Source organism: Klebsiella sp. RC2, assembly GCF_014192815.1.
In the GTDB taxonomy this organism is placed as follows: Bacteria; Pseudomonadota; Gammaproteobacteria; order Enterobacterales; family Enterobacteriaceae; genus Klebsiella; species Klebsiella variicola.
Window position 1 is genome coordinate 241,561 of the sequence record NZ_JACHYL010000006.1, and the last position, 26,159, is coordinate 267,719.

At 56.8% G+C, this 26,159-nt stretch carries 25 protein-coding genes, 1 pseudogene and 1 other annotated feature; of the genes and pseudogenes, 7 read left to right on the top strand and 19 right to left on the bottom strand.

Annotation, left to right across the window (positions count from 1 at the left end):
• Positions 1-33: 33 nt before the first annotated feature.
• Together ribF and FHW76_RS26690 are read right to left on the bottom strand one after the other, a co-directional pair.
• Positions 34-972, bottom strand: a complete 939-nt coding sequence (gene ribF / locus FHW76_RS19290) for a bifunctional riboflavin kinase/FAD synthetase (protein WP_008807494.1) — start codon at positions 970-972, stop codon at positions 34-36.
• 7 nt (positions 973-979) lie between these two features.
• Positions 980-1,185, bottom strand: a pseudogene (locus FHW76_RS26690) (DUF2575 domain-containing protein); the annotation flags it as partial.
• 116 nt (positions 1,186-1,301) lie between these two features.
• Here FHW76_RS26690 and rpsT point away from each other — a divergent pair.
• On the top strand, positions 1,302-1,565 hold the full coding sequence (gene rpsT, locus FHW76_RS19295; RefSeq protein WP_002887965.1) for a 30S ribosomal protein S20: 264 nt from the start codon (positions 1,302-1,304) through the stop codon (positions 1,563-1,565).
• 119 nt (positions 1,566-1,684) lie between these two features.
• Here the strand turns inward: rpsT and nhaR are convergent, their stop codons facing one another.
• The 4 genes from nhaR to dnaK form a co-directional block, all read right to left on the bottom strand.
• Positions 1,685-2,581 (bottom strand): transcriptional activator NhaR, encoded by an 897-nt coding sequence (gene nhaR / locus FHW76_RS19300; RefSeq protein ID WP_008807495.1) that lies wholly within the window; start codon positions 2,579-2,581, stop codon positions 1,685-1,687.
• Positions 2,582-2,635: 54 nt separating this feature from the next.
• Positions 2,636-3,811, bottom strand: coding sequence for a Na+/H+ antiporter NhaA (gene nhaA, locus FHW76_RS19305; RefSeq protein WP_047667525.1), 1,176 nt, complete (start codon positions 3,809-3,811; stop codon positions 2,636-2,638).
• A gap of 175 nt (positions 3,812-3,986) precedes the next feature.
• Complete coding sequence (gene dnaJ / locus FHW76_RS19310) at positions 3,987-5,120, bottom strand: molecular chaperone DnaJ (protein WP_008807497.1); 1,134 nt, start codon at positions 5,118-5,120, stop codon at positions 3,987-3,989.
• An 87-nt stretch (positions 5,121-5,207) separates the two neighbouring features.
• Entirely contained in the window at positions 5,208-7,124 is a 1,917-nt protein-coding gene (gene dnaK, locus FHW76_RS19315) for a molecular chaperone DnaK (RefSeq protein ID WP_008807498.1), read from the bottom strand.
• Positions 7,125-7,510: 386 nt separating this feature from the next.
• Here dnaK and FHW76_RS19320 point away from each other — a divergent pair, with 386 nt between their 5' ends.
• The 3 genes from FHW76_RS19320 (at position 7,511) to satP (ending at position 9,347) form a co-directional block, all read left to right on the top strand.
• Positions 7,511-7,915 carry a DUF2541 family protein gene (locus tag FHW76_RS19320; RefSeq protein ID WP_008807499.1) on the top strand — a complete coding sequence of 135 codons (405 nt, stop codon included), beginning with the start codon at positions 7,511-7,513 and terminating at the stop codon, positions 7,913-7,915.
• Between the two features lie 27 nt (positions 7,916-7,942).
• Positions 7,943-8,692 carry an acidic protein MsyB gene (msyB, locus tag FHW76_RS19325; protein WP_008807500.1) on the top strand — a complete coding sequence of 250 codons (750 nt, stop codon included), beginning with the start codon at positions 7,943-7,945 and terminating at the stop codon, positions 8,690-8,692.
• A gap of 88 nt (positions 8,693-8,780) precedes the next feature.
• Complete coding sequence (satP, locus tag FHW76_RS19330; RefSeq protein ID WP_012542907.1) at positions 8,781-9,347, top strand: acetate uptake transporter; 567 nt, start codon at positions 8,781-8,783, stop codon at positions 9,345-9,347.
• A 56-nt stretch (positions 9,348-9,403) separates the two neighbouring features.
• On the opposite strand, the gene FHW76_RS19335 is transcribed toward satP, so the two are convergent.
• The 3 genes from FHW76_RS19335 to tal all read right to left on the bottom strand — a co-directional run bounded on the left by FHW76_RS19335 (position 9,404) and on the right by tal (position 12,468).
• On the bottom strand, positions 9,404-10,708 hold the full coding sequence (locus FHW76_RS19335; protein ID WP_016160273.1) for an MFS transporter: 1,305 nt from the start codon (positions 10,706-10,708) through the stop codon (positions 9,404-9,406).
• 119 nt (positions 10,709-10,827) lie between these two features.
• Positions 10,828-11,415 (bottom strand): molybdopterin adenylyltransferase, encoded by a 588-nt coding sequence (gene mog, locus FHW76_RS19340; RefSeq protein ID WP_008807503.1) that lies wholly within the window; start codon positions 11,413-11,415, stop codon positions 10,828-10,830.
• A gap of 99 nt (positions 11,416-11,514) precedes the next feature.
• Positions 11,515-12,468, bottom strand: coding sequence for a transaldolase (gene tal / locus FHW76_RS19345; protein ID WP_004204228.1), 954 nt, complete (start codon positions 12,466-12,468; stop codon positions 11,515-11,517).
• Between the two features lie 202 nt (positions 12,469-12,670).
• Between tal and FHW76_RS19350 the strand changes: the two genes are divergently transcribed.
• The gene (locus FHW76_RS19350; protein WP_016160272.1) at positions 12,671-14,101 is read left to right on the top strand and encodes a sodium:alanine symporter family protein; all 1,431 of its coding nucleotides are present in this window, start codon (positions 12,671-12,673) and stop codon (positions 14,099-14,101) included.
• A 77-nt stretch (positions 14,102-14,178) separates the two neighbouring features.
• Positions 14,179-14,952 (top strand): peroxide stress protein YaaA, encoded by a 774-nt coding sequence (gene yaaA / locus FHW76_RS19355; RefSeq protein ID WP_012968979.1) that lies wholly within the window; start codon positions 14,179-14,181, stop codon positions 14,950-14,952.
• Positions 14,953-14,991: 39 nt separating this feature from the next.
• Here the strand turns inward: yaaA and FHW76_RS19360 are convergent, their stop codons facing one another.
• From FHW76_RS19360 to yjjY, 7 genes are all read right to left on the bottom strand, one after another.
• Entirely contained in the window at positions 14,992-15,291 is a 300-nt protein-coding gene (locus FHW76_RS19360; protein ID WP_012968980.1) for a DUF2502 domain-containing protein, read from the bottom strand.
• Positions 15,292-15,485: 194 nt separating this feature from the next.
• Positions 15,486-16,766 carry a threonine synthase gene (gene thrC, locus FHW76_RS19365; RefSeq protein WP_008807507.1) on the bottom strand — a complete coding sequence of 427 codons (1,281 nt, stop codon included), beginning with the start codon at positions 16,764-16,766 and terminating at the stop codon, positions 15,486-15,488.
• A gap of 3 nt (positions 16,767-16,769) precedes the next feature.
• Positions 16,770-17,699, bottom strand: coding sequence for a homoserine kinase (gene thrB / locus FHW76_RS19370; RefSeq protein ID WP_008807508.1), 930 nt, complete (start codon positions 17,697-17,699; stop codon positions 16,770-16,772).
• 1 nt (position 17,700) lies between these two features.
• Positions 17,701-20,163, bottom strand: a complete 2,463-nt coding sequence (gene thrA / locus FHW76_RS19375; protein ID WP_008807509.1) for a bifunctional aspartate kinase/homoserine dehydrogenase I — start codon at positions 20,161-20,163, stop codon at positions 17,701-17,703.
• 25 nt (positions 20,164-20,188) lie between these two features.
• Positions 20,189-20,306, bottom strand: a sequence feature (Thr leader region).
• The gene (gene thrL, locus FHW76_RS19380; protein WP_004222578.1) at positions 20,245-20,313 is read right to left on the bottom strand and encodes a thr operon leader peptide; all 69 of its coding nucleotides are present in this window, start codon (positions 20,311-20,313) and stop codon (positions 20,245-20,247) included. It overlaps the preceding feature by 62 nt.
• Positions 20,314-20,524: 211 nt before the next feature.
• Positions 20,525-21,211, bottom strand: a complete 687-nt coding sequence (locus FHW76_RS19385; protein ID WP_022065748.1) for a tRNA/rRNA methyltransferase — start codon at positions 21,209-21,211, stop codon at positions 20,525-20,527.
• Between the two features lie 396 nt (positions 21,212-21,607).
• On the bottom strand, positions 21,608-21,748 hold the full coding sequence (yjjY, locus tag FHW76_RS19390) for a protein YjjY (RefSeq protein WP_001541509.1): 141 nt from the start codon (positions 21,746-21,748) through the stop codon (positions 21,608-21,610).
• A 95-nt stretch (positions 21,749-21,843) separates the two neighbouring features.
• On the opposite strand from yjjY, the gene arcA reads away from it, so the two are divergent.
• Complete coding sequence (gene arcA / locus FHW76_RS19395) at positions 21,844-22,560, top strand: two-component system response regulator ArcA (protein ID WP_002887843.1); 717 nt, start codon at positions 21,844-21,846, stop codon at positions 22,558-22,560.
• Between the two features lie 62 nt (positions 22,561-22,622).
• Here arcA and creD read toward each other — a convergent pair whose 3' ends face one another.
• The 3 genes from creD to creB are packed head-to-tail and all read right to left on the bottom strand — an operon-like array spanning position 22,623 to position 26,155.
• On the bottom strand, positions 22,623-23,981 hold the full coding sequence (gene creD / locus FHW76_RS19400; protein WP_181013556.1) for a cell envelope integrity protein CreD: 1,359 nt from the start codon (positions 23,979-23,981) through the stop codon (positions 22,623-22,625).
• Between the two features lie 60 nt (positions 23,982-24,041).
• Entirely contained in the window at positions 24,042-25,466 is a 1,425-nt protein-coding gene (gene creC, locus FHW76_RS19405; RefSeq protein WP_180234055.1) for a two-component system sensor histidine kinase CreC, read from the bottom strand.
• Entirely contained in the window at positions 25,466-26,155 is a 690-nt protein-coding gene (gene creB / locus FHW76_RS19410) for a two-component system response regulator CreB (RefSeq protein WP_023339559.1), read from the bottom strand. The genes creC and creB overlap by 1 nt, the downstream gene beginning before the upstream one ends.
• Between the last annotated feature and the right edge of the window lie 4 nt (positions 26,156-26,159).

Consider the following 26,159-nt stretch of genomic DNA (forward strand, 5'->3'; position numbering starts at 1 on the left):
GTTCCGTATTTCGGTTTGATAAACACCAGCGGCTCAGGCCTGGCTGGTCAGCCCAAATAATTCGCGGGCCGTTAACTCATCACGTGCGATTTGCGCCTTCAGCTCGTCCAGCGACGCAAACCGCTGCTCGTTACGTATCTTTTTACGCAGTACTACATTGATATGGCGACCGTAGAGGTCCATTACAACGTCCAACAGATGTACTTCAAGCTGCTGACGCACGCCCGCGACCGTTGGACGGGTGCCAATATTGGCGACGCCCGCTATGGGTTTGTCGCCCAGCCCTGTCACTTCTACCGCATAGACCCCTTTAACCGGGGAAACCTGACGACGCAGCGGTAAGTTCGCCGTCGGAAAACCTATGGTACGGCCCAGTTCATCACCATGAACGACGCGTCCGGAGATGCTAAACGGATGGCCCAGCAGCGTCTCCGCCAGCAGGAGATCGTCATCCGCCAGCGCCTGACGCACCGCCGTACTGCTGATACGCACCCCACCTTCGCAGAAAGTCTGGGTGCTGGTCACGTCGAAGCCGTATTCCGCTCCGGCCTTTTGCAATAACAAGAAATCCCCCTGGCGACCAGCGCCAAAGCGGAAATCATCACCGACGGCAAGGAACTGCACACCCAGGCGGCGCACCAGCAGTTCGCTGATAAAATCCTGCGCGGTTAGCGCGGCGAACCGGCGGTCAAAGCGAACGCACAATACATAGTCGACCCCGCTTTCAGCCAGATAGCCCAGCTTTTCACGCAGGCGGGTCAACCGCGCCGGGGCTTTATCGGCGGCAAAGAGCTCCAGCGGCTGGGGTTCGAAAATCATCACCACCACCGGTAAACCGCGCTGGCGGCCCTCTTCGCGCAACCGCTGCAGCAGTGCCTGATGCCCACGATGCACGCCGTCAAAATTACCAATGGTCAGCACGCACCCGTGCGGGGCCTGACTGAGATTATGTATGCCGCGTATCAGCTTCATGTCTGGCTCAAAACAGTGAAAATCGTCCGAGTATACCTTGTACAACTGTCAACGTTAACCAGCGATTGCACCTCGGCAACGAAAGTTCTCAGGAATTCATTCACTCAGCGCGAGAAAGCGGGAAAACTGGCCGCGCCCGGCGATTTTTATGGTGGAAAAGCTGTATTCGACTGCAACAAGCTGGTAGAATCTTGCGCCATCACTACGTAATGAAGCGCTGTGGTGTTAAACGGCGCTTATTTGCACAAATCCATTGACAAAAGAAGGCTAAACGGGCATATTCCTCGGCCTTTGAATTGTCCATATAGAACACATTTGGGAGTTGGACCTTGGCTAATATCAAATCAGCTAAGAAGCGCGCCGTTCAGTCTGAAAAGGCTCGCAAGCACAACGCAAGCCGTCGCTCTATGATGCGTACTTTCATCAAGAAAGTATACGCAGCTATCGAAGCTGGCGACAAAGCTGCTGCACAGAAAGCATTTAACGAAATGCAACCAATCGTGGACCGTCAGGCTGCTAAAGGTCTGATCCACAAAAACAAAGCTGCGCGTCATAAAGCAAACCTGACTGCACAGATCAACAAACTGGCTTAATCGCCTGCTTGCTGAACTTTGTTAAAGAAACCCGCGAAAGCGGGTTTTTTTATGCCCGCCATCTTCCCCCGCTAACGCACGCTGGCGCGGCCAGCGCCACGCCAGCCCACGCCGGCAGGCTATCGGGGTTCGGTAAACAGTGACGAGTAATCGCGATTACAGATGCGCTGAACCGCGGGATGCTGAATCATTCGCTCGGCAAAAATAGCGTGATACTCCTCCATCACGCTATCCATGCGGCCAATTTCGATAATCGATTCGTCATAGTAGAAATCATGCGCATAGAGCGTCGGCGCGACAAATATCGCATTATGCGCGGCGCCGAAGGCTTTCATGAGCGCCGCATCGTCAAATTCGCCGAGGATCTCCACCTTCAGGCCCTGCACGTTAATCCAGTTCAGCAGTTTACGCCCCAGCATCGAACGCCGACCGGGGATCAGCAGCCGCCGCTCTTCCAGACAGGCCGGAAACGGCTTCGTCGGCGCCGGATTCATGCACCAGAAGCTGACGCTGCACTCGCCAATCTTCACCGAAAATAGCCCTTCCTGCTGTGTCGAGTCGATCGGACAGTCAGAGATAATCATATCGAGCTTATGCTGGCTCAGTTGCTCCAGCAGCAGCTCATGGGTGGATTCAAAACAGCGCAGATGGATCTGCTCACTCTCAACGACGGCGGCATCCAGCACGCCGCTGACCAGCCGCTTGGATAACGCATCAGCGACGCCGACATCAAACAGCAGATTCGACTCTTTGCGGTAGTTGACGATGTCGAGCATCTCCTGGCTGAGGGTAAACATGCGGTCGGCATAGCGGAAGACCAGCTCGCCCAGCTCACTCGGCTCCAGTCCCCTTCCTTTTCGCTTAAACAACTTACCCTGCAGGCGCTCTTCCAGGGCTTTGATCTGCCCGGTAATCGTCTGCGGCGTCAGAAACAGCGCCTCCGCCGCGCCAACGACGGACCCTTCTTTATACACGTGCCAGAAGTAGTACAGATGGTTGTAGTTGATATGTGACATGCTTCTCTCCCTGATAATGTCCAGGAGAGCCACGCAGGCTCTCCTGCAGAAAGGTTATACCGCGAGGCGAGTCTCCGTCACGCGCTGACGCAGTATGAGATATCCGATGACTGCTGATAGCACTGAGCCAATCAGGATGCCAAGCTTGGCCCAGTTGATCAACGCGGGGTCGACGCTACCGAAGGCCAGAGTGGCGATGAAAATCGACATCGTAAAGCCAATCCCACACAGAATACCCACCGCCATGATCTGCTTGCAGGTGGTCCCCTCCGGCAGCGAGGCCCACTTCAGCTTCAGCGCCAGCCAGCAGAACAGGCTGATCCCCAGCGGCTTGCCGATAAACAGCCCGGCCATAATGCCCAGCGGCAGAAGCGACGTCAGTCCGGCCAGGGTGACTCCCTGCAGCGAAACGCCAGCGTTGGCGAAGGCGAACAGCGGCAGGATCATAAACGCGACCCACGGGTGCAGGACATGCTCAAGCGCTTTGGCCGGTGACTTGCCATGCTTTTCCTCGAGCGGGATCATAAAGCCGACGATCACCCCGGCAAGGGTCGCATGAACGCCAGACTTCAGCACCGCCGTCCACAGCACCGCGCCAACCAGAATATAGATCCCGGTACGCCGCACGCCGCTGAGGTTCAGGGCCACCAGCACCGCAATTGCCGCCGCCGCCACGCCCAGCGAAAGCATGGACAGGTCGTGGGTATAAAACAGCGCGATAATCACGATAGCCCCGAGGTCATCAATAATCGCCAGCGCCATCAGGAAAATCTTCAGCGCCGTCGGTACCCGGCTACCTAACAGCGCCAGCACACCGAGCGCAAAGGCAATATCCGTCGCCGCGGGGATCGCCCACCCCTCTCTGGCGACAGGATCCTGGGCGTTAAAAGCCAGATAGACCAGGGCCGGTACAATCATCCCGCCGAGCGCGGCAATCACTGGAAACACCGCCTGACGACGGCTCGCCAGCGCCCCCTGAATCAGCTCACGTTTGACCTCCAGGCCAATCAGTAAAAAAAACACCGCCATCAGGGCATCATTGATCCATAACAGCATGTTTTTATTGATCTCCAGCGCCCCGACTCGCAGCTGAACTGGCGTCTCCAGGAAGGAGTGATACAGACCGCTGGTCACGCTGGTATTGGCCATCACCATCGCCAGCGCGGCGGCAATGATTAAGACAATGCCGCCGGAAGCATCGCTACTAAAGAATCGTTGCAGATGTTTCACTTTTACTTTCATCCTGTTGGTGAATAACTCGATAAAAGCATAATACACACACTGATAACTCGAAAAAATCAGATTTAAATTGCTTTAAAGTTCGTTTTTTACGAATAAAAGAGGAGGCGTAAGGCAAAAAAAGCCCGGGCAGCAAGGCCCGGGCCGGATATCAGGAAAAGCGGAATTAGCGGGTCAGGTCGTCGAAGAACTTCTTCACACCGTCGAAGAAGCTTTTCGAACGCGGGCTGTTGTTTTCCCCGGTCGGGCCGCCGAAGCTCTCCTGCAGCTCTTTCAGCAGCTGCTTCTGCTTCTCATTCAGCCCTACCGGCGTCTCCACCACCACGCGGCACAGCAGATCGCCCTGGGCGCCGCCGCGAACGGATTTCACACCTTTGCCGCGCATGCGGAACAGCTTGCCGGTCTGGGTTTCACCCGGCACTTTCAGACTGACGCGACCGTCGAGCGTCGGCACTTCAATCTCACCACCCAGCGCCGCCATCGTGAAGTTGATCGGGACTTCGCAGTACAGGTTATTACCTTCACGCTCAAAGATAGCGTGCTGCTTCACCTGGACCTGTACGTACAGATCGCCTGCCGGTGCGCCATGCTCGCCAGCTTCGCCTTCGCCCGCCAGACGGATCCGATCGCCGGTGTCCACACCTGCCGGAATTTTAACCGACAAGGTTTTCGTTTTCTCTACACGCCCATGACCATGACATTTGTTGCATGGATCTTTAATCAGCGTACCGCGTCCCTGACAGTGCGGACAGGTCTGCTGTACCGCAAAGAAGCCCTGACGCATCTGCACCTGGCCTGCGCCATGACAGGTCGGACAGGTCTGCGGCTTGCTGCCGGCCTTGGCGCCGCTGCCGTGACAGACGTCGCACTCTTCCAGCGTCGGAATACGGATCTCTTTGGTGACGCCGCGCACCGCTTCTTCCAGCGTCAGCTCCATGTTGTAACGGAGATCGGCGCCGCGCGCCGCGCGCTGACGACCACGTCCGCCGCCAAAGATATCGCCGAAAACATCGCCAAAGATATCGCTGAAATCCGCACCGCCGCCAAAACCGCCGCCGCCGCCCATGCCGCCCTGTTCGAAGGCCGCGTGGCCGTACTGATCGTAGGCCGCACGCTTCTGGGCATCAGTCAGGATTTCATACGCTTCTTTGATTTCTTTAAATTTGGCTTCGGCCTCTTTATCACCCTGGTTGCGGTCCGGGTGATACTTCATGGCCAGGCGCTTGTAAGCCTTTTTGATTTCACGCTCTTCCGCTGTTTTGGAGACGCCTAAAATCTCGTAGTAATCTTGCTTTGCCATCGGTGTTTTTCAGCCCCTTAACATGCGTGCACGGGCGGAGAGGAAACCTCTTCGCCCGTGCCAGTGTTTTACCCGTTCAAAGGGCGATTATTTTTTATCTTTCACTTCTTCGAACTCAGCGTCGACAACATCGTCGTCTTTCGCGTTGCTCGCCTGAGCGTCAGCGGAACCCGCCTGCTGCTGAGCGTGCTGCTGCTGAGCAATTTCCATCAGCTTCTGAGAAGCCTGCGCCAGCGCCTGCATTTTCGCTTCGATATCCGCTTTGTCTTCGCCTTTCAGGGAAGTTTCCAGCGCGGTCAGCGCAGACTCAATAGCGGTTTTGTCATCAGCCGGCAGTTTATCGCCTGCTTCTTCAACCTGCTTGCGAGTGCTGTGCAGCAGATGGTCGCCCTGGTTACGGGTCTGTACCAGCTCTTCGAACTTACGGTCAGATTCGGCGTTAGCTTCTGCTTCGCGAACCATTTTCTGAATTTCTTCTTCATTCAGACCGGAAGACGCCTTGATGGTGATCTTCTGCTCTTTACCGCTGTTTTTGTCTTTCGCGGAAACGTGCAGGATACCGTCAGCATCGATGTCGAAGGTGACTTCGATCTGCGGCATACCGCGCGGCGCCGGGTTAATACCATCCAGGTTGAACTGACCCAGTGATTTGTTATCAGACGCGCGTTTACGCTCACCCTGCAGCACATGGATGGTTACCGCAGACTGGTTGTCTTCTGCAGTAGAGAACACCTGGCTGTGCTTGGTCGGGATAGTGGTGTTTTTGTTGATAAGCGCTGTCATCACGCCGCCCATGGTTTCGATACCCAGCGACAGCGGGGTTACGTCCAGCAGCAGAACGTCTTTCACATCACCCGTCAGTACACCACCCTGAACCGCTGCGCCGATCGCCACAGCTTCATCCGGGTTAACGTCTTTACGCGGCTCTTTACCGAAGAACTCAGCGACTTTTTTCTGCACCATCGGCATACGAGTCTGACCACCAACGAGGATCACGTCGTTGATATCGGAAACGGACAGACCGGCATCCTGCAGGGCCACTTTCAGCGGCTCGATGGAACGGTTAACCAGGTCTTCTACCAGGCTTTCCAGTTTCGCGCGAGTCACTTTGATATTCATATGTTTCGGACCGGTCGCATCTGCAGTGATATACGGCAGGTTAACGTCGGTCTGCTGAGCAGAAGACAGTTCAATCTTCGCTTTCTCAGCGGCTTCTTTCAGGCGCTGCATGGCCAGCGGGTCGTTACGCAGGTCAATGCCCTGATCTTTCTTGAACTCATCAACGAGGTAGTTGATCAGACGCGTATCGAAGTCTTCACCGCCCAGGTGGGTGTCACCGTTGGTCGCCAGTACTTCAAAGGTTTTCTCGCCGTCAACTTCGTCGATTTCGATAATAGAGATATCGAAAGTACCACCACCGAGGTCGTATACCGCGATAGTGCGGTTACCGACTTCTTTATCCAGACCGTAAGCCAGCGCCGCCGCGGTTGGTTCGTTGATGATACGTTTGACTTCCAGACCGGCGATACGGCCGGCATCTTTGGTTGCCTGACGCTGCGCATCGTTGAAGTAAGCCGGTACGGTGATAACCGCTTCAGTTACCGGTTCACCCAGGTAATCTTCAGCCGTTTTCTTCATTTTTTTCAGCACTTCAGCAGAGATCTGCGGCGGTGCAGTTTTGGTGCCTTTCACATCCAGCCATGCGTCGCCATTGTCTGCGGCAACAATTTTGTATGGCATGATAGAAACGTCACGCTGAACTTCTTCGTCCTGGAAGCGGCGGCCAATCAGGCGTTTAATCGCAAACAGGGTGTTTTGCGGGTTTGTCACTGCCTGACGTTTAGCCGGCTGACCAACCAGAGTTTCACCATCCTGGGTATAGGCAATGATAGAAGGCGTGGTGCGATCGCCTTCGGCGTTCTCCAGCACGCGTGCAGTAGTGCCATCCATAATCGCTACACAAGAGTTGGTAGTACCCAGGTCGATACCAATAATTTTACCCATCTAAACGTCTCCACTAAAAATTCGATCAACATGTGGTTGTGAACCTGTAATAAGGGCGAAACGTGCGGTTTCAACTGCCCAGACATCATTTTTTTTCAGGTTCTTCACTGCGGTTGACTACAAGATGGGGTCGCCCACCCCGGCATCAAGGGGCAAGCCTAAAAATTTTTTGCACCGGGCCCCGACCTGAGTCGTGAAAAGCGTCCCGAGCGACATTGTCAGGCGCCAAAAGAGGCAGCGAAATACATATATAAATGATGAATGTGAAAACAAAATATATTCATAATATCATTGACATAACCCGCAATACTTGCGCGCTAATGGCCCCACGCCCCTGGTGATAATATCCCTCGCCGTCGCACTTTACTTATTCAGGGGACATATTGATGAAACCACTATTCCGGATTTCCGCGGGGCTTATCCTCGGCTTATCGTTTATCACCTCGGCGGCCGCCAACGACCATAAAATCCTCGGTGTGGTAGCCATGCCGCGCAATGAAACCAACGACCTGACGCTGAAACTCCCGGTCTGTCGGGTCGTCAAACGCATTCAGCTCAGCGCCGAACGCGGCGATGTACAGCTCTCCGGGGCGACGGTCTACTTTAAGGCCAGCCGCGGCGCCAGCCATACGCTGAACGTCCCCGCCGGGATAAAAGAGGGCAGCACCTCCGGCTGGATCAACATCAATAGCGATAACGACAGCAAACGCTGTGTGAAGAAAATCGCCTTCTCCGGCCACACGGTCCACTCCTCAGATATGGCCTCATTAAAAATTATCGGCGACGACTAACCTCGTTATCCTGAGGAGGGATGATTTATGCATATTAACTATCTGGCAGATGACGATCTGGCCTTTCTTCCTGAGTGCAGCGAGGCGCATCTGGAAGCTTTTACCCGTATTCTGACCCACGGCGAAAACGGCAAACCCCGCCTCTCCAGCACGCTGCTGCGCAACGAGACCTTTTTAGCAATGGAGGGCCACCCTGAACGCTATCGCCGCAACTGGCAGCTGATTGCCGGAGAGCTACAGCATTTTGGCGGCGACAGCATCGCCAACACCCTACGCCGCCACGGCAAATTTTATCGCGCGATCCTGCTGGATGTGTGTAAACGGCTGAAGGCGAAGGTCGACAAACAGATGACGACGCCGCAGATCGAACAGCAGTTACTGGAACATTTCCTGCAGCACAGCTGGAATAAGCTGGATGCGGAGCAAAAGGCACAATTTCTTGCCGCGGTGGATTGCCGGAGCCATGAGCTGGAAAATCTGTTGCCCCATCTGCTGAGGCACCGCAAGCTAAGCGAAGGGGTCGCCCTGTTGCTGGACGAGCGCTTAACCGCCATTCTGCGCACCCATGCCGCCGTAAGCGTTATTGGTCATGGTCTGGTGCGCGGCGCCGGGCTGGGCGGGCCGCTCGGCGCCGCGCTGAACAGCGTCAAAGCGGTGAGCGGCAGCGCTTACCGGGTCACCATCCCTGCGGTCCTGCATATTGCCTGTTTACGGCAAATGATCCAGCCGCCGTCGGGCGCAACAGAAATTGGTGAAAAATACCCCGCCAGATCATAGACAGCCCTTCAGCGCCTCATTATTATGCCGCGCCCCGCCGCCAAGTCGCGGGGTAATGCTTCCCTTTTAATGATAATTTTGAGGAATTATGGGCAACACTAAGTTGGCTAATCCGGCACCGCTGGGCCTTATGGGCTTCGGCATGACCACTATTCTGCTTAACCTGGCGAATAGCGGCCTGTTCGCATTCGATGTAGCTATCCTGGCGATGGGCATTTTTTACGGCGGCATTGCGCAAATTTTTGCCGGCCTGCTTGAATACAAGAAAGGCAACACCTTTGGCTTAACCGCTTTTACCTCCTACGGCAGCTTCTGGCTGACGCTGGTGGCTATCCTCCTGATGCCGAAAATGGGTCTGGCGGAAGCGCCTAACGCGCACTTCCTCGGCATGTACCTCGGCCTGTGGGGCGTCTTTACCCTGTTTATGTTCTTTGGCACCCTGAAAGCAGCCCGCATGCTGCAGTTTGTCTTCCTGAGCCTGACCGTGTTGTTCGCGCTGCTGGCGATTGGTCATCTGGTGGATAACGAAGGCATTGTGAAAGTCGCTGGCTGGGTCGGCCTGGTTTGTGGCGCCAGCGCTATTTACCTGGCGATGGGTGAAGTGCTGAACGAGCAGTTCGGCCGCACCGTGCTGCCGATCGGCGAACCACGTTAATCGTCCGCCGCCGTCCTGTCACAGGGCGGCGGCAGGTCATCATCGGTAAACCAGACTCAACGCTGCAGTTCCCCTTCCGGCAATCCCGCCGACGCCGTCATCCCCTGACGCAGCCAGATACCTAATCCTAGCCCCATCAGCGAGAGGGCCAGCACATACCAGGCTGGCGCCATCGGCGACACGCCCATCAGCATGGTGACCGCAATCGGCGTCAGGCCGCCAAAGATCGCGTACGACAGGTTGTAGGAAAATGAGATGCCGGTGAAGCGCACTTCAGCCGGGAAGGCCCGCACCATGACATAAGGCACCGCCCCTACCACCCCGACGCAGAGCCCCACCGTGCCGTAGAGCAGAAACAGCCGCTGCGGGCTGGCGCCGGACAGGTGGTAAAATGCCCAGCTGGCAACCGCCAGCAGCAGGCTGCCGACGATGAAAGTCCGGCTGGCGCCAAAGCGATCCGCCGCCAGCCCGGCGAGCAGACAGCCGATGCACAACATAATCGTGGCGATGCTATTGGCCTGCAGGGTAATCGCCGGCGCGAAGCCATAGTGTTTCTGCAGCCAGACCGGCGACATCAGGATCACCACCACCACGCCTGCCGACAGCAGCCAGGTCAGCAGCATAGAGATCACCACCGCCTTCTGGTGCTTCAGCGCTACCGCTTTTACCGGCAGCTCCTGCGCCAGCGCTTTACGCTGCTGCATCTCAAGAAAAATCGGCGTCTCCTGCAGCCAGCGACGCAGATACATCGCAATCAGACCAAATACACCGCCCAACAGGAAGGGGATCCGCCAGCCGCCGTCGTGGATCCCCTGCGGCGTCAGGCTGGTGTTGATAAGCGTCGCCACCACCGACCCCAACAGAATGCCAACCGTCAGGCCGGCCGTCAGCGTACCGCAGGCGATACCAATGCGTTTTTCCGGGACATGCTCGGCGACAAACACCCAGGCGCCAGGAACTTCCCCGCCGATCGCCGCCCCCTGCAGAATACGCATCAGCAGTAACAGCAACGGCGCGACGATGCCCACCGAGCTATAGGTTGGCAGCAGGCCAATCGCCAGGGTCGGCAGCGCCATCAGCAGGATGCTGAGGGTGAACATTTTCTTGCGTCCCACCAGATCGCCAAAGTGGGCCATGATGATCCCCCCCAGCGGGCGCGCCAGATAACCGGCGGCGAAAATGCCAAAGGTTTGTACCTGACGGAGCCATTCGGGAATATCTGCGGGAAAGAAGAGCTCACCGACGACGGCGGCAAAGAAAACGAAAATGATAAAGTCATAAAACTCCAGCGCGCCGCCCAGGGCGGCCAGCGTCAGCGTTTTATAATCCTGGCGGTTTAGCGGTCGGTTTGCATATGACATAACGCGATTTCATCCTGAGGTGTGCAGCGTGATTTATAGCGTGTAAAGTAAACAGCACTATATCGTAAATAAAACGGCACACCATCAGCGATGCAGGTTATGTCACAAATGCATTAAATTCAGGATAAAGTTTCGCGCCTGGCGCTCTTAGGACGAAATGCTTCTACCACACGGCCATCGGTTTCCACATAAGGCCCCTCCAGCAACTGTACACAATAAGGTACACTTGCAAAAATACCGTGCACCAGTACCTTGCCGTCAGCATCTTTTACCCCTTCCAGGGTCTCCTGAATCGCTTTCGGTTGTCCGGGAAGGTTGAGGATCAACGCCTGCTTGCGGATCACCCCGACCTGCCGGGAAAGGATAGCCGTCGGCACAAAGTGTAGGCTAACCTGGCGCATTTGCTCGCCGAAGCCCGGCATCTCGCGATCGGCAATCGCCAGCGTTGCGTCAGGCGTCACATCGCGACGTGCAGGGCCGGTTCCGCCGGTGGTCAGCACCAGATGGCACCCCATCTCGTCAACCAGTTCGCACAGCGTTTGCTCAATGATCACCTGCTCATCCGGAATCAGGCGGGTTTGCAGTTCGAAAGGGGTGGTGAGGGCACGCGCCAGCCACTCTTCCAGTGCCGGGATGCCTTTATCCTGATAGACGCCGCTGGAGGCGCGATCGGAGATGGAAACTAAGCCGATTCGTAAGGTATTCATGGTTATTCCGTTCAAACTGTGGCGTTAAACGAAATGATACACTGCCGGAGGCGGGACAGACAGTGTAATGTGGCCGACGGGCGTCGGCCACCTGCGGGATTACAGCAGTTCGCCGATCATTTTTTCCAGTTTTTCCTGGTCGATCGCAAACTTACGGATACCTTCCGCCAGTTTGTCTACCGCCATCGGATCCTGGTTATGCTGCCACAGGAACTCAGATTCGGTAATACGTTCCGGACGCGCTTTCACTTCGCCGGTATAAACCAGTTTACGCTCAACGGCGCCTTCGCTTTCAGACAGCTCTTTCAGCAGCGCCGGGGCGATGGTCAGGCGGTCACAGCCGGCCAGTTCCAGGATTTCGCCAACATTACGGAAGCTGGCGCCCATCACCACGGTTTCATAGCCGTGCTGCTTGTAGTATTCGTAGATTTCGCTGACGGAAACCACGCCCGGATCTTCTGCCGGCGCGTACTCTTTCTTGTCGGTGTTAGCTTTGTACCAGTCGAGGATACGGCCAACAAACGGCGAAATCAGGAAGACGCCCGCTTCGGCGCAAGCGCGAGCCTGAGCGAAGGAGAACAGCAGCGTCAGGTTACAGTTGATGCCTTCTTTTTCCAGCTGTTCAGCGGCGCGAATGCCCTGCCAGGTGGAAGCCAGCTTGATAAGAATACGATCGTTGCTGATGCCCGCGTCGTTATACAGCTTGATGATGCGCTTGGCTTTCGCGATAGACGCTTCAGTATCATAGGAGAGGCGTGCATCCACTTCAGTGGAAATACGGCCCGGGATCAGTTTCAGGATTTCGAGACCGATGTTCACCGCCAGCTTGTCGGAAGCATCGAGGATCTGCTGCGCGCGATCGCTGCTCTGGCTACGTGCCCAGGCCACAGCGTCATCAATCAGCTTACGGTACTCAGGGATCTGAGCCGCGCCGAGAATCAGGGAAGGGTTGGTGGTGGCATCCTGAGGCTGATACAGCTTCATTGCCGCAATATCTCCGGTGTCAGCGACGACAGTGGTGTACTGACGCAGAGAAGTTAATTTATCCGTCATGATATATTTCTCTTAAACAGCAGTTAAGGGGATGTAACCGGTCTGCCCAGATGATAACACGCTGCCGGGTCAGCGCAACCGCCGACGAGAGAAGAGCGCAGAGTGTGATAAACTGTGCCGCTTAATTTGCTGAAAGCGAAAGGATTGTCACTTAATTGGTAACGCTTACACAAGCGTACCGGCATGGACAAGAGGATGTTTAATGCCTGATTTTCTCTCATTTATCAATGAAATACTCTGGGGCTCAGTGATGATTTATCTGTTACTGGGGGCGGGGATCTGGTTTAGCTGGCAAACCCGGGGTATTCAGTTCCGTTACGTGCGCAAATTCGGCCGCAGTCTGAAAAAAAGCCTGCACCCGCAGCCGGGCGGTTTAACATCCTTCCAGGCGCTCTGTACCAGTCTTGCCGCCCGGGTCGGCAGCGGCAACCTTGCCGGGGTGACGCTGGCGATCGCCGCCGGCGGGCCTGGGGCCGTATTCTGGATGTGGGTTTCCGCCCTGCTCGGCATGGCCAGCAGCTTCGCTGAGTGTTCTCTTGCGCAACTATACAAAGAGCGCGACAGCCAGGGACAGTTTCGCGGTGGCCCGGCGTGGTATATGGCGCGCGGTCTCGGCATGCGCTGGATGGGCGTTCTGTTTTCGATCCTCCTGCTGCTGGCCTATGGATTTATCTTTAACACCGTGCAGGCCAACTCGGTGGCCCATGCCCTGCACTATGCGTTCGATCTGCCAGCGGCAGTCAGCGGCGGCGTGCTGGCCATTTTCGTTTTCCTGGCCATTCTCCGTGGCCTGCGCGGCGTGGCGCGCCTGATGCAGTGGCTGGTGCCCATCATGGCGCTGCTGTGGATCGCCACCAGCCTGCTCATCGGCCTGTGGCACGTCACCGCCCTGCCGACCATTTTTGCCACCATCTTTCGCTGCGCCTTCGGCTGGCAGGAAGCCGCCGCCGGCGCGGTGGGCTACTCCATCAGCCAGGCACTGACCAGTGGCTTCCAGCGCGGCATGTTCTCCAATGAAGCAGGGATGGGTTCTTCGCCTAACGCCGCCGCGGCCGCCGCCTCCTGGCCGCCGCACCCGGCAGCGCAGGGGATCGTGCAGATGATTGGCGTGTTTATCGATACCATCGTGATCTGTACTGCCAGCGCGATTATCGTCATGCTGGCGCCGCGCCCCGACAATGAATATACGCTCAATGGCATTCAGGACTTGCAACACGCGATGAGCGTGCTGGTCGGCGGCTGGGGAGCCGATTTTATCGCCCTCATCGTGCTGCTGTTCGCCTTTAGCTCTATTGTGGCCAACTACGTGTATGCGGAAAATAATCTGGTCTTTCTGCGTCTGGATAAGCCTCGCTACATCTGGGGGCTGCGAATACTCACCGTCCTGATGGTGCTGCTGGGGACCCTGGTAAGCCTGCCTGTCGTCTGGCAGAGCGCGGATATCATCATGGCGCTGATGGCGATGACCAACCTGACGGCCATCCTGCTGCTTTCCCCGACGGTGCGGATTATCGCCAGCGATTATCTGCGCCAGCGGCGGCTGGGTATCCAGCCCACTTTCGATGCCGCCCGCTACCCGGATATTCACCAGCAGCTGGCCCCGGGTGCCTGGAATGAACTGCCGCGCGAATAGCGCGGCAATCGCAGCTATCGATCCCACCATGCACTTTTTTTGTTAAAATTCGTCGAAATTACCTGCAAGGACTGGATATGCTGATTCTGATTTCACCTGCTAAAACGCTCGATTATCAAAGCCCGCTGGCAACGACTCGCTATACCCAGCCCGAACTCCTCGAGTACTCTCAACAGCTTATCGGCATCGCTCGTAAGCTGACCGCGCCGCAAATCGGCAAGCTAATGAGCATTAGCGACAAGCTGGCGGATCTGAACGCCACCCGTTTCCACGACTGGCATCCTGACTTTACGCCGCAAAATGCCCGCCAGGCGATCCTTGCCTTTAAGGGCGATGTCTACACCGGCCTGCAGGCAGAGACGCTCACCGAGGACGACTTTGACTTCGCCCAGCGACACCTGCGCATGCTCTCCGGCCTGTATGGCGTGCTGCGCCCGCTGGACCTGATGCAGCCCTACCGCCTGGAGATGGGGATCCGTCTGGAAAACCCGTGCGGCAAAGATCTGTACCAGTTCTGGGGCGAGACCATTACCGAGAAGCTGAATCAGGCGCTGCAGGCTCAGGGCGACGATATCGTCATCAATCTGGCTTCCGATGAGTATTTTAAATCGGTGAAAACGCAAAAATTGCAGGGTCAGCTGATCAAGCCGGTCTTCCTCGATGAGAAAAACGGCAAATTCAAAGTGATCAGCTTCTATGCGAAAAAGGCGCGCGGTCTGATGAGTCGCTACATTATCGAAAACCGCTTAACCCAGCCGGAGCAGCTCAAAGCCTTTAATAGCGAAGGCTATTTCTTTGATGCGGAGGCTTCGGAGAAAGGTGAGCTGGTGTTTAAACGCCACGAGCAGTAGGCCTCGATGCCCCCGGCCTCTCAGCGGGGGCAAAGATGATCAGTCGTCGTGGTGATGCCGCTCGTGCCCATGGCCATGATGGCCTTGATCGTCATCATCGTCGCGATCATGGTGGCGATAATCATCATGCGGGCGCCAGCGATCGTCACGCCAGTCATAATGGTGAGCCCACCAGTCACGATCGCGCCAATGATCGCCATCCCAGTAGTGCCCATAATCATCGCGATCGCCGATTTGCAGCTTCACCGCCGGGAGCAGGGTGATTTCGTCGGCATGAACCAACGCAGGAGCGACCAGCAATATAGAAAGTGCCAGCAAAGCAGATTTCAGCGTTGTCATAAGTGACCTCTTCTATCCGTCCCCGTTATGGGCCGATAGCAAAATATTAACGCCACAAAACTATTCTGATTATTCTCTGCAATCTGAATCTAGAGTGCGCCGCATTTATTGCTCGTTCGTACACAATATCTCCATCTTCGAGCGTAAAAAAACCGGGCACCAGGCCCGGTTTAGCTGGTGGATGAACGACAATACTAGCCCATCATCAGCTTACGCAGCGCGGCGAAATCCGCCGGCAGATTGTGGGACAGCAGCGGCAGGTCGGCGCGGTCAGCCAGCTCCTTCGGCAGCGGCAGGGTTTCCTGCAGGATCTCTTCCACGCTCTCTTTGAATTTCGCCGGATGCGCGGTACCGAGGAACAGGCCGTACTCTCCCGGCTGCAGCTGATCGCGCAGCGCGCGCCAGGCAATCGCCGCGTGCGGCTCAGAGATGTAGCCGATGGCCTTCAGCTCGCGCATCGCCGCTTTGGTGGTCTCATCATCGACCGCGGCGTAACCCAGCTCGCTCAGGCGCCAGATTTTACGGCGGAACAGCTCCTCGACGCGCGGCCAGTTGTTCGGCTGGCTAACGTCCATGGCGTTAGACAGCGTCGCCTGGGTGGCTTTTGGCGCCCACTCGCCGCCCTGCAGATAACGGGGAACGGTGTCGTTCGCGTTGGTGGCGGCAATAAAGCGCTTAATCGGCAGACCCAGCGACTTGGCCAGCAGACCAGCGGTCAGATCGCCGAAGTTGCCGCTTGGCACGGAAATCACCAGCTGATTGCGAGCTTCCTGCGGCAGCTGCGCCGCCGCTTCGAAGTAGTAGCAGATCTGCGCCAGCAGGCGGCTGATGTTGATGGAGTTAGCCGAGTTGAGCCCCAGCGTGGCCTTCAGCTCTTCATCGTCAAACGCCTGCTTCACCAGCGCCTGGCAGGCATCAAAGTCGCCATCAATCGCCACGGTTTCAATGTTGCCGCCGAGGGTACAGAACAGCTTCTCCTGCAGCGGGCTGATCTTACCGCGCGGATAGAGGATCACGACCTTGACGTTCGGCAGACCGTAGAAGGCATGCGCCACCGCCGCCCCGGTGTCGCCAGAGGTTGCGGTGAGAATGGTGACCGGCTTATCGCCGGCGATATGGGTCAGCATCTGCGCCATAAAGCGGCCGCCAAAATCTTTAAACGCCAGCGTCGGGCCGTGGAACAGCTCCAGGCAGCCGACATCGTCCTGAACCTTGCTTACTGGCGCCGGGAACGCAAACGCTGCGCGCACCCGCTGCTGCAGGACATCCTGCGGGATCTCATCGCCGATAAAGGCCGATAAAATTTTGGCGCTGCGGGTGACAAAATCCTGCGCCAGCATGTCGTCGATTTCAGTCAGGCTGAATTCCGGCAGATCGTGCGGAAAGAACAGACCCTGATGCTTGCCAAGTCCCTGGGTGACGGCCTGCGCAAAGCTGACCTGCTCGTTATGATCTTTTAAGTTATACAGTTTCATTGGTTATCCCACTACGCGTGCGCCCGCCGTGTCCAGCCGGCAAATATGAACAAAGCCTTCCTGATTCTGCAGATAGTGCGCGCCAAGCCAGTCGGCGACGCGCTGTGCGGTGTCCGGTTTATCACACAACGCAAACAGCGTCGGGCCAGAGCCGGAGATGCCGCAAGCCTGCGCACCGATCTCCATTGTCGCCTGGCGCGCTTCGCTAAAGCCCGGCAACAGTTTGGTACGGTACGGTTCGGCAATGACATCTTTCATCAATTTTGCCGCCAGCTGCGGCTGGCGGGTGTAGCAGGCATGAATAAAGCCCGCGAGGTGGCGACCATGGGCGATACAATCCTGGCGGCGGTATTGTGCCGGCAGAATCGCCCGCGCTTCGGCGGTGGATACTTTAATCCCCGGATAGGCCAACACCCACAGCCACTCATCAAACCCCGGCACCTGCTGGCTGATAATCCCGTTCTCTTCGATCATCAACTGCATGCCGCCAAGATAGCACGGCGCCACGTTATCGTAGTGAATGCTGCCGGAGATACGCCCTTCCATCTCCCCCATCAGCGCCAGCATCCGCGTCTCGTTGAGCGGCTTACCGCAGAACTCGTTCATGGCCACCAGCGCGGCGACCACCGAGCAGGCGCTGGAGCCAAGCCCGGAGCCGATCGGCATGTTTTTTTCCAGGGTCATCGTCACCGGTACCGTCTTACCGATCTCCCGGCAAAAGCTTTCCCAGCACTGATAAACAATGTTTTCCTGCGGCGCCGTCGGCAGTTTGCTGGCGAAGCGTCCCAGATTGTGCAGACTGAATTGCTCTGCCGCTTCAACAGTGACGTTATCGCCCAGCAGCGTGCCATCCACCGGCGTGACCGCCGCGCCCAACACATCAAACCCGACGCTCATATTGGCACTGGAAGCCGGGGCATATACTTTGACCATCTTAAACTCCTAACTTCCAGGACAAGGTGCGCAGCAGGTCGGCAAATACGCCGGCCGCCGTGACGTCGTTCCCGGCGCCATAGCCGCGCAGCACCAGCGGCAGTGGCTGATAATAGTGGCTGTAAAAGGCCAGCGCGTTCTCACCATTTTTGACTTTGAATAATGGATCGTTGCCGTCAACGGCGGCAATTTTCACGCGGCAGGTACCATCCTCTTCGATGTTACCGACGTAGCGCAAGACTTTACCTTCATCACGTGCCTTAGCAACCCGCGAGGCAAACCCATCGTCCAGCGAGGGCAGACGGGCCATAAAGGTTTCGACGTCGCCGCTGGCGTCGAAGTCCGCCGGCAGCGCCGACTCCACGATAATGTCTGACAGCTCCAGTTCACGCCCGGTCTCACGGGCCAGAATCAACAGCTTACGCGCGACATCCACCCCGGATAAATCGTCGCGCGGATCCGGCTCGGTATACCCCATCTCACGGGCCAGCGCCGTCGCGGCTGAGAAACTCACCCCCTCGTCCAGCTTGCCGAAGATAAAGGACAGAGAGCCGGAAAGGATCCCGGAGAAGTGGCGCAGCTCATCGCCGGCGTTGAGCAGGTTCTGCAGGTTCTCAATCACCGGCAGGCCAGCGCCAACGTTAGTGTCATAGAGGAACTTACGGCGCGAGCTGCTGGCCGCATGGCGCAGCTGGTGATAGTAATCCAGCGAAGAGGTATTGGCCTTTTTGTTCGGCGTCACCACATGGAAACCTTCGCGCAGGAAGTCGGCGTACTGATCGGCGACCGCCTGGCTGGAGGTACAGTCGACGATCACCGGATTGAGCAGGTGGTACTCTTTCACCAGGCGGATCAGACGGCCAAGATTAAACGGCTCTTTCGCCTCCGCCAGCGCTTCACTCCAGTTCTCCAGATTCAGGCCATGAACGCTGGTCAGCAGCGCCTGAGAATTGGCTACACCGCAGACGCGCAGATCGATATGTTTGTTCTTCAGCCATCCCTGCTGGCGCTTGATCTGCTCCAGCAGCGCGCCGCCGACGCCGCCGACGCCGATGACAAACACTTCAATCACCTGGTCGGTGTTGAACAGCATCTGATGGGTCACGCGCACGCCGGTGGTGGCGTCGTCATTGCTGACCACCACCGAAATAGAGCGCTCGGAAGAGCCCTGGGCAATCGCCACGATATTGATATTGGCGCGGGCCAGCGCCGCAAAAAATTTCGCCGAGATACCGCGCAGGGTACGCATCCCGTCGCCCACCACGGAGATGATGGCCAGACGCTCCATAATGGCCAGCGGCTCCAGCAGCCCCTCTTTCAGCTCGAGATAAAACTCATCTTCCATCGCCCGTTTGGCACGCGCGCAATCGCTCTGCGGCACGCAGAAACTGATGCTGTACTCCGAAGAGGATTGGGTGATCAATACCACCGAGATGCCAGCGCGGGACATGGTGGCGAAGACGCGTGCCGCCATGCCGACCATACCTTTCATCCCCGGACCGGAGACGTTGAACATCGCCATATTGTTGAGGTTAGAGATGCCTTTCACCGGCAGGTCGTCTTCATCGCGACTGGCGCCGATGAGCGTTCCCGGCGCCTGCGGGTTGCCGGTATTTTTGATCAGGCATGGGATCTGAAACTGAGCGATAGGGGCAATGGTGCGCGGATGCAGCACTTTCGCGCCAAAGTAGGAGAGCTCCATCGCCTCCTGATAAGACATTGATTTCAGCAGACGTGCATCTGGCACCTGGCGCGGATCGCAGGTATACACCCCGTCGACATCGGTCCAGATTTCGCAACAGTCCGCGCGCAGGCAGGCGGCCAGTACCGCCGCCGAATAGTCGGAGCCGTTACGCCCCAGCACCACCAGTTCGCCCTTCTCATTGCCGGCGGTAAATCCGGCCATCAGGATCATATGGTCTGCCGGGATCTGGCTAGCGGCAATGCGGCGGGTGGATTCGGCGATATCGACGGTGGATTCCAGATAGTGGCCCACGGCGAGCAGTTTTTCGACCGGGTTAATCACACTGACTTTATGTCCACGGGCTTCCAGCAGACCCGCCATGATGGCGATGGAGAGCTTTTCGCCACGGCAGATCAGCGCGGCATTAACCCCATCCGGGCATTGGCCCAGCAGGCTGATGCCGTGCAGGACATGCTTAATCTGAGCAAATTCCTGCTCAACGAAGGCTTTCAGTTGGGCAAGCGGGAAAGCGGGCTGCGCATCGGCAAGGCCCTGGAGAAGTTCGGCAAAAATGCGTTCAGCGTCGGCAATATTCGGGAGGGCATCCTGGCCACCGATCGTTTTTTCAATCATCGCCACCAGGTGGTTGGTGATCTTCGCCGGGGCAGACAGTACGGTCGCTACCTGCCCCTGCCTGGCATTACTCTCCAGAATATCGGCAACCCGCAGAAAACGTTCCGCATTTGCCACTGATGTACCGCCGAACTTCAACACTCGCATGGTTCTTACCCCTTGATCTCTTGTCAAAAAAAAAGCCCGCACTGTTCAGGTGCGGGCTTTTTTCTGTGTTTCCTGTACGCGTCAGCCCGCACCGTTACCTGTGGTAATGGTGGTGGTGATAATGGTGGTAATCATGCCGATGCGATTCATGGATGTTGTGTACTCTGTATTTTTATCTGTCTGTGTGTCCTGCCTATATTGGTTAAAGTATCTGCCTTCTTAAGTCAATGAATTTCTCAATTAACCCCATTTCAGCCAGCTTACGTATTGCGCCGTCAGGGCAAGAAAAAACATCCAGTTCGGCGGAATTTATCCCACAAAAACAGCACAGATAACTATAACTAAAAAATATGATAGAGCTTTATTCTGGTAGGTTTTTTTCAATATCATGCAGCAATCGATGCAACATTGCCGTGTCGCGCTGCTGCAGCAGCCCCATTCGTTGCGCCAGCCAGTCGGCCAGTTTGGCATCCTCCTCCGCGCCTAAACGCGAAAGCAATGCCTCGGTGCGGATGCGTAACGCCTGCAGCTGATGATGATCTGCCGCGGTGGCGGCGGGAGCCGTTTGTTGCATAAGCGATGCTAATTGATAACAGTAGACCATCACCGACTGGCCGAGATTGAGCGATGGATAATCCGCTACCATCGGCACGCCGGTGAGCACATCGGCCAGGGCCAGCTCCTCATTGCTCAACCCGGAGTCTTCACGGCCAAAAACCAGCGCCGCGTGCGTCATCCACTGCGCCTTCTCCTCCAGCAGCGGCAACAGTTGCTGCGGCGTGGCGTAGTAATGAAACCGCGCGCGACTGCGGGCGGTGGTGGCGACGGTAAAATCGACGTCGTGCAGCGCCGCAGCAAGGGTTGGATAGGTAGTGACGCCATCGAGGATATCACCTGAACCATGCGCCACCCAGCGTGCCGCTGGCGCCAGGTGGGCTTCACTGTCCACGATCCTGAGATCGCGAAATCCCATCGTTTTCATTGCTCTGGCAGCGGCACCGACGTTTTCTGCCCGGGCTGGGGCGACTAAAATAATCGTTAAACGCATTGCGGTTTCTTTCTCTCTCTCAGGCGTTGGCGAAGCGCTGGCCCCACCATTTTACGCGGTGAAAATTTACAAATTTGCAACAAAAATCACTAAAATTGCGTTTGCTTACCCATAAAAAAATCTAAACTGTTCTCAGGAGGCCATGACGAGGAGTATGTTAACAGAACCCATTTATCCATATGATGGGCAATGAAATTTCATCTGAGCCATCGTTCCATGCATTGGATTCACTGTATTTATTAATTTATCCACGCAACTAGTTGAGCTGTGTAAGGATTGTGACTATAAAGAGCATGACGATGCAATGATTTCACAAGACTGTTAACGTGCTACAATTGAACTTGATATATGTCAACGAAGCGTAGTTTTATTGGGTGTTCGGCCTCTCTTAGCCTGTTATGTTGCTGTTAAAATGGTTAGGATGACAGCCGTTTTTGACACCGTCGGGTCCAGAGGGAAAGTACCCACGACCAAGCTAATGATGTTGTTGACGTTGATGGAAAGTGCATCAAGAACGCAATTACGTACTTTAGTCATGTTACGCCGCGCATGTTAATTTGCGACATGCAGCAGGCAGGTCAGGGACTTTGGTACTTCCTGTTTCGATTTAGTTGGCAATTTAGGTAGCAAACATGCAGACCCCGCACATTCTTATCGTTGAAGACGAGTTGGTAACACGCAACACGTTAAAAAGTATTTTCGAAGCAGAAGGTTACGATGTATTCGAAGCGACCGATGGCGCGGAAATGCATCAGATCCTGTCTGAAAATGATATCAACCTGGTAATCATGGATATCAACCTGCCGGGTAAAAATGGTCTTCTGCTGGCGCGCGAGTTGCGTGAGCAGGCTGACGTCGCGCTGATGTTCTTAACCGGCCGCGACAACGAAGTGGATAAGATCCTTGGCCTCGAAATCGGCGCTGACGACTATATCACTAAACCGTTTAACCCGCGTGAGCTGACCATCCGCGCGCGCAACCTGCTCTCCCGTACCATGAATCTCGGTACCGTGAGCGAAGAGCGCCGCAGCGTGGAGAGCTACAAGTTCAATGGTTGGGAACTCGATATCAACAGCCGCTCACTGGTGAGCCCGAACGGCGAGCAGTACAAGCTGCCGCGCAGTGAATTCCGCGCGATGCTGCACTTCTGCGAAAACCCGGGCAAAATTCAGTCTCGCGCCGAGCTGCTGAAGAAAATGACCGGTCGCGAGCTGAAGCCGCATGACCGTACCGTTGACGTGACCATTCGTCGGATTCGTAAACACTTCGAATCCACTCCGGATACCCCGGAAATCATCGCCACCATTCACGGTGAAGGCTACCGTTTCTGTGGCGATCTGCAGGAATAATGCGTTTTATTCCGCAGCCATGATGTGAAAACGGCGCCTCAGGGCGCCGTTTTTTTATGTCGTCACTCTTTCCAGAGGCGCAGTTTGTCGTCATCGGCAGCCGGCGGCGGGGGCGCACTGCCTTTCGGTAACGATAACGCATACCAGTCCACCCGGCGGGTCAAAAACATCAGGACGCTCAGCGCCAGTACCAGTACCCCGGTACCCAGCAGTAGCGCGCTATCCTCGGAATGCAGCAGAAACCACATCACACCATCCAGCAGCAGCAGCGCGGCGACAAACAGCAGGCTGTTACGCCATCCCCTGAGCACTGCCTGTAAATAGACCCCGTTCATCACCGCGCCGGACAGGCTGGCCGCCAGCCAGGCGGCGGTAAATCCAATATGCTCCGAGAGCGCCAGCAGCACCAGGTAAAACAGCACCAGCGACAGGCCCACCAGCAGATACTGCATCGGATGCAGGGGACGACGGGTCAGGCTCTCGAACACGAAAAAGGCCATAAAGGTGAGCCCGATTAACAGGATGGCATATTTTGTCGCCCGATCGGTTAGCTGGTACTGGTCGGCAAGCGACATCACATCGGCACTGAACGCCGGCAGTCGCGACCACGGGATCTCCATATCATCCTTAAAATAGCTCCCCATATCGTTGGCGAACCAGCTGCTTTGCCAGTGGGCGCGATAGCCGGCAGCACTCACTTCCCGTTGCGTTGGCAGGAAGCTGCCGAGAAAGCCGGGATGCGGCCAGTTACTGGTTAACTGCAGCTCGCTGTTACGCCCGATCGGCACCAGTGAAAACTCTCCCGTCCCGTTCAGATCGAGTGAAAAGGCAATCTCAAGCGGCTTGTTGTCCTCCGCCAGCGCAGGCATTGGCATATGAATACCTGCGCCATCGCCGCTTATCCCCAGCCCCGGCTCCACGCTTAATACGTTACCGTTGACCTCCGGGGCATGGATGGCGCCAATGCCGCGGGCATCGCCGACGCTCACCACCAGCCGCGGCGGGCCTAAGACGATATTCGTTTTTCTCAGCGCCGCCAGACGCAGCGGATCAAACGAGGCCTTAATCTGCAAGGCGTTATGCCAGACCTGGCCGCTGTAGATGCCCACCCTCCTCGACTCCACGGTCTGTTTGCCGGTGACCGCCAGCGACTCCGGCAGCCAGTAATACACCCAGCTCCGCTGATAGTTGACCTCTTTTTGGTTCTCCATGCGGGTCAGGGTCTCGGTCACCGGAATAGCGATCAGCGGCCCGGCAAGTTTTTGCGAACCACTGGTGCTTTGCTCAATGGCGTCCACCACTTCGCTACGATAATCCGCCCGCTCATTAATAAGCTCCCTGACCATCATTAACGGCAAAGATAACAGCACAACACAACCGATTAACGTGGTGATTTTCCAGAATAACGGTGATTTCAACATAGCCTTTCTCCCTATCGTGATGGCCTCACTGTAGAGCGGCTATGTGGGGGGAATTTGAAGCTATGTGAAGGGACGGTGAAGTCGCAGCGTGGCGACCACGCCGCCTTCGGGCCGATTGTGCAGATTGATATCGCCGTGATGCAGGCGCGCGACTTCACGAACGAACGCCAGTCCCAGGCCGCTGCTCTTATGGCCGTCTTCGCGCGGCAGCGAATAGAATCGCTCAAAGATTCGTTCCAGGGCATAGTCCGGAATACCGCGCCCGTTGTCGATAACGCTCAATTGCACCTCTTCATTTCGCTTCTCCGCAGCCAGGGCGATCTCGCCCCCCGGGGGGGTAAAGTCAATCGCGTTGTCGAGCAGATTACCCAGCGCCTGGGCCAGCAGCTCGCCATCGCCATTGACCAGCATCCCACTCTCCCGCCAGCGCAGGGTGATAGCTTTCGCCGCCAGAGCGATGTCACGCTCCTCCGTCAGCCGTTGGTATAGCGCATCTATCGACACCGGCTGCGGCTTTATCTCCAGCCGGCTTTCCAGTCGCGCCTGCTGGAGCAGCCGCTCCACCAGCAGTTGCATCCGGGTGTTTTGCGCGAGGATATTATCAGTAAACCGCGCCGCTACCTCAGGCGGCGGCCCTTCGCGCAGGATCTCCGCCGCGCCGCGGATGGCCGCCAGCGGGCTTTTCAGTTCATGGGTCAGGTCATAGACATAGTTTTCGATGGCATTCTTACCTTCGAGCTTTACCCGCATGCTCTCCAGGGCCTGGGCCAGCTTGCGCAATTCGCTGCTGCCAACCTCCGGCAGCGGCAGCGGGCGCTCAGCGGTCACCGAGTCCGCATAGCGCACCAGCTTGCCGATAGAGAAATTGATCCACCAGACGACGCCGACGCCAATCAACAACGCAATGCCCAGCAGGGCGCCGCCGGCCCAGAGGATCCGCCGTTCGCTGCGCTTGATGACCGGCGTCATCGCCAGGTTGGGTTTACCGACGCTCAGCACCCCGATAATCCGCCCCTTATCCATCACTGGCGCGGCGATATACATGACTGAGCTGGTTTCATCATGCGGATCGCTGCGCGTACTGCGCGCGCCGTACTGGCCGCGCAGGGTGAGCCAGACGTCATTCCAGCGCGAATAGTCCTGCCCTGTCGCCTGTCCGCTGGAGTCAAACACTACCTTGCCCCTGGCATCGGTCAGATAGACACGGTACTCATTACGCACCTTTTTAATTCCGCCAATATGGGCGTTGATCGGCTGCTGGTTGAGCTGTTGAAAGGCCTGAGCCAGCCTGCCCTGCTGCGGATTTGCCGCCAGCAGGTCCTCACGCGCCAGCGCCGCCAGCAGCGTGGCGGTATCGTTGAGGGTCCCCTCCGTCGCCCGGCGCACGCCCGGCTTCACTTCCTGGACAAAGATCGACAGCACAAACCACGCGGCGATAGCGACGATAAGAAAATAGCCCAGCAGCAGGCGCATGCCGATACGCATCAGCCACGCCCCAGGCTGTAGCCCATGCCGCGATGGGTATTGATCGGCGTAACCTCGGGATTCACGGCCCGCAGCTTGGCGCGCAGGGTTTTGATATGGGTATCGACGGTACGGTCGAGGCTTTCCCAGGCATCGCTCCACACCAGCTCCATCAATTGCTGACGGGAGAAGACGCGACCAGGCGCGTGAAGCAGGGTTTTCAACAGCAGGAATTCGTAGCGCGTCAGGTTCAGCGGCTGGCCGAACCAGCTTATCGACGCCGCCTGCTCATCGAGCACAAACTCGCCGACGCGCACCACCGGCGAAGGCGCAGCAAACTTCTGCAGTCGCCGCAGCACGGTTCGCACCCGCGCGCAGACTTCGCGCGGCGAAAACGGCTTGGCGATATAATCGTCAGCGCCGATTTCCAGCCCCAGCAGCTTATCGACCTCGTCGCTCCGCGCCGTCAGAAACAGCACCGGCAGCGCCGGATAACGCGTCAGCAGGCGCCGACAGAGCTCAAAGCCGCTGATATCCGGCAAGCCAACGTCAAGGATGGCGACATCGGGCGCCTGATGCGCCGCCGCCTCCAGCGCGGGCAACCCGCGGCCAAAGACGGTGACCTGGAAGCCCTCCTGCTGCAGCGGGTAAACCAGGGTATCAGCGATACTCTGTTCATCCTCAACTAACCAAATCCGTGGCTGCTGCATGCGC

Excerpts from the sequence above, each read along its gene's own strand:
- yjjY (WP_001541509.1), bottom strand. The coding sequence starts at position 21,748 with ATGACTAAAGTACGTAATTGCGTTCTTGATGCACTTTCCATCAACGTC.
- thrC (WP_008807507.1), bottom strand. The coding sequence starts at position 16,766 with ATGAAACTGTATAACTTAAAAGATCATAACGAGCAGGTCAGCTTTGCG.
- FHW76_RS19360 (WP_012968980.1), bottom strand. The coding sequence starts at position 15,291 with ATGACAACGCTGAAATCTGCTTTGCTGGCACTTTCTATATTGCTGGTC.
- creB (WP_023339559.1), bottom strand. The coding sequence starts at position 26,155 with ATGCAGCAGCCACGGATTTGGTTAGTTGAGGATGAACAGAGTATCGCT.
- thrB (WP_008807508.1), bottom strand. The coding sequence starts at position 17,699 with ATGGTCAAAGTATATGCCCCGGCTTCCAGTGCCAATATGAGCGTCGGG.
- FHW76_RS19350 (WP_016160272.1), top strand. The coding sequence starts at position 12,671 with ATGCCTGATTTTCTCTCATTTATCAATGAAATACTCTGGGGCTCAGTG.
- dnaJ (WP_008807497.1), bottom strand. The coding sequence starts at position 5,120 with ATGGCAAAGCAAGATTACTACGAGATTTTAGGCGTCTCCAAAACAGCG.
- mog (WP_008807503.1), bottom strand. The coding sequence starts at position 11,415 with ATGAATACCTTACGAATCGGCTTAGTTTCCATCTCCGATCGCGCCTCC.
- dnaK (WP_008807498.1), bottom strand. The coding sequence starts at position 7,124 with ATGGGTAAAATTATTGGTATCGACCTGGGTACTACCAACTCTTGTGTA.
- creD (WP_181013556.1), bottom strand. The coding sequence starts at position 23,981 with ATGTTGAAATCACCGTTATTCTGGAAAATCACCACGTTAATCGGTTGT.
- arcA (WP_002887843.1), top strand. The coding sequence starts at position 21,844 with ATGCAGACCCCGCACATTCTTATCGTTGAAGACGAGTTGGTAACACGC.
- yaaA (WP_012968979.1), top strand. The coding sequence starts at position 14,179 with ATGCTGATTCTGATTTCACCTGCTAAAACGCTCGATTATCAAAGCCCG.
- msyB (WP_008807500.1), top strand. The coding sequence starts at position 7,943 with ATGCATATTAACTATCTGGCAGATGACGATCTGGCCTTTCTTCCTGAG.
- ribF (WP_008807494.1), bottom strand. The coding sequence starts at position 972 with ATGAAGCTGATACGCGGCATACATAATCTCAGTCAGGCCCCGCACGGG.
- creC (WP_180234055.1), bottom strand. The coding sequence starts at position 25,466 with ATGCGTATCGGCATGCGCCTGCTGCTGGGCTATTTTCTTATCGTCGCT.
- FHW76_RS19320 (WP_008807499.1), top strand. The coding sequence starts at position 7,511 with ATGAAACCACTATTCCGGATTTCCGCGGGGCTTATCCTCGGCTTATCG.
- FHW76_RS19335 (WP_016160273.1), bottom strand. The coding sequence starts at position 10,708 with ATGTCATATGCAAACCGACCGCTAAACCGCCAGGATTATAAAACGCTG.
- FHW76_RS19385 (WP_022065748.1), bottom strand. The coding sequence starts at position 21,211 with ATGCGTTTAACGATTATTTTAGTCGCCCCAGCCCGGGCAGAAAACGTC.
- thrA (WP_008807509.1), bottom strand. The coding sequence starts at position 20,163 with ATGCGAGTGTTGAAGTTCGGCGGTACATCAGTGGCAAATGCGGAACGT.
- satP (WP_012542907.1), top strand. The coding sequence starts at position 8,781 with ATGGGCAACACTAAGTTGGCTAATCCGGCACCGCTGGGCCTTATGGGC.
- tal (WP_004204228.1), bottom strand. The coding sequence starts at position 12,468 with ATGACGGATAAATTAACTTCTCTGCGTCAGTACACCACTGTCGTCGCT.
- nhaR (WP_008807495.1), bottom strand. The coding sequence starts at position 2,581 with ATGTCACATATCAACTACAACCATCTGTACTACTTCTGGCACGTGTAT.